Origin of the sequence: Bacteroides finegoldii DSM 17565, from assembly GCF_000156195.1 — a bacterium.
GTDB classification, from domain to species: domain Bacteria; phylum Bacteroidota; class Bacteroidia; order Bacteroidales; family Bacteroidaceae; genus Bacteroides; species Bacteroides finegoldii.
This window is the reverse complement of record NZ_GG688328.1, coordinates 179,689-183,501: the sequence shown is the minus strand read 5'-3', so window position 1 is coordinate 183,501 and position 3,813 is coordinate 179,689. Positions and strand designations below refer to the sequence as shown.

Below are 3,813 nucleotides of genomic sequence, written 5' to 3'. Positions count from 1 at the left end.
CCACTAATCTTATTGAAAATCTGAATGGGAAAATTAGAAAGTACACCAAAAATAAGCTATCATTTCCAAATGATGATGCACTGAAAAAATCTGTCTATCTGGCCATTAACGAAATCGAAAAGAAATGGTACCAACCTATTTGGAATTGGGCATTGATATTTAACCAATTTATTACTATATTTGAAAACAGGATTCAAGTATAAAACCCGAATCCTGAAGTTTTCTATTTACACAAAATTGTGGACAGTGCCCAAAAAATAAAGGAAGGTAGCTTTTACACTATCTTCCTTTTCTTACTTATCCCCACTTCAATTTCAAGACTAAAGCTTCTTTTCCAACTTCCAGTTCCAAATCCTTTATCAGGCTGGCTCCGAGTTCTACTGCACTTTCTTTGTAGGACTCTTTAAATACTGCCTGTTCAAAAAAGTATGAACAACCGAAAGGTAATTCTCCCCACATCTTGGGCAATCTGAATCCATCCAGGCCAATTCCGCACGCCAGGTAACCGTCTGCGTCAGCCATTAATCCCTGTTGTAGTTTGTTATCGGGATATTCAAGCCCCCTGTAAAAAACAAGGTCGATTTCCTTCGCCTGTCTGATTATCTCAAATTCAACTACTCCTTCTCTTTTGATCAGCTTGTCTATGTCTGCCTGTACTGCTATTCTGATATCCTCATCTGTCATTCTTTCCGTATCATATATTTTTGATACGATAAATATTTTCTTTTTCATAATTTTCTTTTTATGGTTAATTCAACTTGTCCTTTTCCATTGTTCGCCAGTCTTATATCCGCTTCAATCCCCAGATTCCTTATTGTATCATTATAGGTTTTAATCAGCCACTGTGAATCAATGAAGTAGTTTTCTCCGTCCTGATCAGCGTATAACCCGTTCTCCTCTTTCGCCTTTCTTATTATATGTTGTTCCGTCAGATTCAAAATATCCGCTGCTACTGTAATATGTAGGAACCGGGGATTATCGGCTATGGGAATCTCCGTGAAATATTGGTACAGGATGTAAAAAGCCTCTTCATCGCTGCTAATCTTGTGTATACCCAGATTACGAGCTTGTATTCTTGTATCGAGCATTAACTCAACTACGCTATAAGGTATCCATTCCAGTTCCCCCGTATAAAATCTCCTGACCTCGTTTTCTGTTGTGAAGTTTAGGATCGCCAGGTCCTTTATCGGTAATTGGGCAAACTTTGGATGGAACGGTTTATTATCCTGTTCCCGGTAGACTATTTTTCTATTCATTTCTCTTTCTCCTTCGTCTTTTGTGATGTAATTTTCAGCTCGATTCCCCAGTTCTTTTCCAGATATGACACCAATCCTCTGTATGCGTCAATCCTTCTTCTTTCTCTTGGCATGATAGTCAAAGCTTCCTGTAAAGTCATACTGATAATGCAGAGTCCGGTAGAAGAGAAAAGCTCCTTACCATACTTTTCTTTGAGAGCTTCTATGTCTTTCTCGTATTTGGAAGGAATAGGTTTAGACGGTATGCTACTTTTTTCGATGACATCAGGTGTAGCATAAACCTGACGATTAGAACCCAAACCCCGTTCAGATCCTAATATTCTATTTAGATATTCTCTAAACATAAAATTAGCTTTTTTCAGATATTAGGTTTTGAGGGGTTGGGAATCGCGTTTTAGCGATTTGGGAAAGGGAAATAAAAAACGCACTAAGATTTGATTCCTAGTACGTTTTAATGTTTATCTCTATTTTGCTTTAGATAGAATTTGCGACATATTCTGATATCACAAAAGAGAATAAGGTTATTAATGCTCCTATTAATTATCTTCCTATTGCTTGTTTAAAGACTTCTGATAATACATTATTTAATTCATCATAAGTTAAAGCTATTTTAACTTCACCTTGATAACCATAACCAATACTGTATTTTGGGAAAATAAATGTAATTCCAGAAGCGGAAAGAATTATATTATCAGGTAATTCTTCAGCCTTGCAAGCATATTCATCCAACGATATATGTTCATTTACTAAAAACAGAGTTTTAGAATAATCAGTAAACATATCATTAATGCTCAATTTCCCAATATTATTACTGAAATAAATATAATTGTCTCTATAAATGATAGAACTCCCAGTTCCTCCTCCTAAATTAGCATATATATGAATTTTAAATATATATAAATCATTTAGGCGTTGTTGAAATTTTACCACTATTTTCCCTTCTCTTTTATCTTCTCCAAGTGATTTTTCTTCTTCTCCTTCTTTGAAAAAGTTTTCAATACAAGACTGTAAATTATTACTATCATTATTAAAAGCTTGTTCGATAATAACTTGCTGAATTTTGCTAATATCATCAATGCCGGTTAAAGATAGAGGCCATTCTATGTCAACTTCAAAACTTCCTCTTTTATCCTTAATATATTCGAATTGATTGGGAACATCTTTTGTCTTTTGACTGTTCGGTTGGGGGCTATTATCTTGTTGAATAACATCGTTAGAATTTTCTATAACGGCTTGTTGCATAGGTTTATTTTTATTGTATTGCCAGAATATGAAGATTATAAAAAGAACTATAATACTACTGATAATGACTCCAATATTAGACGTTTTGGACAATCTAACATCAGTTTTGTTAGAATTATCATCAACTTGCAGAAATTTTGTTTGAATATTCTGAGGAATTATAATATCCATTATTCTTTCGTCAAAACCGTATTCTGCATTATACTTTTTTTGTAATTCCTCGGCCTTAATATACTCTTTCTCTTGGATATAATCTTTGATTAAAAAAAGGTATTGTTCTGTAACTTGCTTTCTACTCTCTCTTAGTAATATTTTCTCTTTCTCAGATAAAACTACTGTAGTATGGCGAAAGATTTTCAACACTTCTTCATACTCCCCTTTATTGAAAAGGGATAATGATTGTTCATACAATTTACTTTCCATTTATTTCAAAATCAACGTTATATACTAGTTCGAAACACTAAAATATCTATTAAAAGGAACTACTAACAAAGAGAGTGAAGGAAGCTCCTTAAATCCTTTCTCCGCAGCTGTTAGACAGTTCCTTATAATTTTTTATTTGCTTTTTACTTTCTCAAAATATACTCCTACGTGATAATTAACAACTAATACAAAAACAGAGTATTCTATTTTTGAAGGTTGATATTTTGTCTTTAGTAATTGTATTTTTGATCAAAATCCCTGTCACTCATACATAAATAAGTGATTCCCTCAATTAAGCCTATAATAGAAGGTATCCATGTCCAAAAGAATATCAGATATAATATACCTAAACCAGGTCTTCGTAAATAAAAATGATGAGCTCCAAAGTCACCTAATATTATTGCCAATATTCCTGCTGTAGTTCTGCTTTTATCCCCCCGATATGCTTGATAACTGGGAATATTAGGTCTTGTATGCTGTTCTTGTCCTGTGTTTATATTAACATTAATATTTGGAGGACTTGGAGGGGTTTGTACAGGTGAAGTCGACTCTTGTTCAGTGTTAGCTTTAGACGTAAAGGTGGCTCCACAATACATACACCTATAACTATTATTCCCAGATTCATTAAATCTATTTCCACCACATTGGGGACATTTTATTTCTTTTTGCATAGTGATATATATTAGACATTATATAGATTAAATTGTTATATATCTCATTTTGTGACTGATTCTAAAGTTGTGTAACCCACAAGCAATAAGAATCACCATATCTTCGAAACCGAATTTATGGCATCTAAATCGTTCTTTGACAATACGGTATTTTTTCATACCACCGATAGCATGCTCAACTTTAATCCTAATTCCGGAAATCCTCTTGTTCTCTTGCTTTT

At 33.6% G+C, this 3,813-nt stretch carries 7 protein-coding genes; 1 reads left to right on the top strand and 6 read right to left on the bottom strand.

The window, feature by feature from the left end:
* On the top strand, nucleotides 1-203 hold a 203-nt coding region (locus tag BACFIN_RS05125; RefSeq protein ID WP_007756285.1), incomplete at its 5' end, for an IS256 family transposase.
* Nucleotides 204-297: 94 nt separating this feature from the next.
* Here the strand turns inward: BACFIN_RS05125 and BACFIN_RS05130 are convergent.
* The 6 genes from BACFIN_RS05130 to BACFIN_RS05150 all read right to left on the bottom strand — a co-directional run.
* Nucleotides 298-732 carry a hypothetical protein gene (locus BACFIN_RS05130; protein WP_007756283.1) on the bottom strand — a complete coding sequence of 145 codons (435 nt, stop codon included), beginning with the start codon at nucleotides 730-732 and terminating at the stop codon, nucleotides 298-300.
* Nucleotides 729-1,256, bottom strand: a complete 528-nt coding sequence (locus tag BACFIN_RS05135) for a hypothetical protein (protein WP_007756280.1) — start codon at nucleotides 1,254-1,256, stop codon at nucleotides 729-731. Before BACFIN_RS05135 ends, BACFIN_RS05130 begins: the two co-directional genes overlap by 4 nt.
* Nucleotides 1,253-1,600, bottom strand: a complete 348-nt coding sequence (locus tag BACFIN_RS05140; protein ID WP_007756276.1) for a hypothetical protein — start codon at nucleotides 1,598-1,600, stop codon at nucleotides 1,253-1,255. The genes BACFIN_RS05135 and BACFIN_RS05140 overlap by 4 nt, the downstream gene beginning before the upstream one ends.
* 196 nt (nucleotides 1,601-1,796) lie before the next feature.
* Nucleotides 1,797-2,921 (bottom strand): DUF3298 domain-containing protein, encoded by a 1,125-nt coding sequence (locus BACFIN_RS05145; RefSeq protein WP_007756272.1) that lies wholly within the window; start codon nucleotides 2,919-2,921, stop codon nucleotides 1,797-1,799.
* A 230-nt stretch (nucleotides 2,922-3,151) separates the two neighbouring features.
* Nucleotides 3,152-3,592, bottom strand: coding sequence for a TM2 domain-containing protein (locus BACFIN_RS21940; protein ID WP_007756268.1), 441 nt, complete (start codon nucleotides 3,590-3,592; stop codon nucleotides 3,152-3,154).
* Nucleotides 3,593-3,619: 27 nt separating this feature from the next.
* A partial coding sequence (locus BACFIN_RS05150) for a transposase family protein (RefSeq protein WP_007756266.1) occupies nucleotides 3,620-3,813 on the bottom strand: 194 nt, incomplete at its 5' end.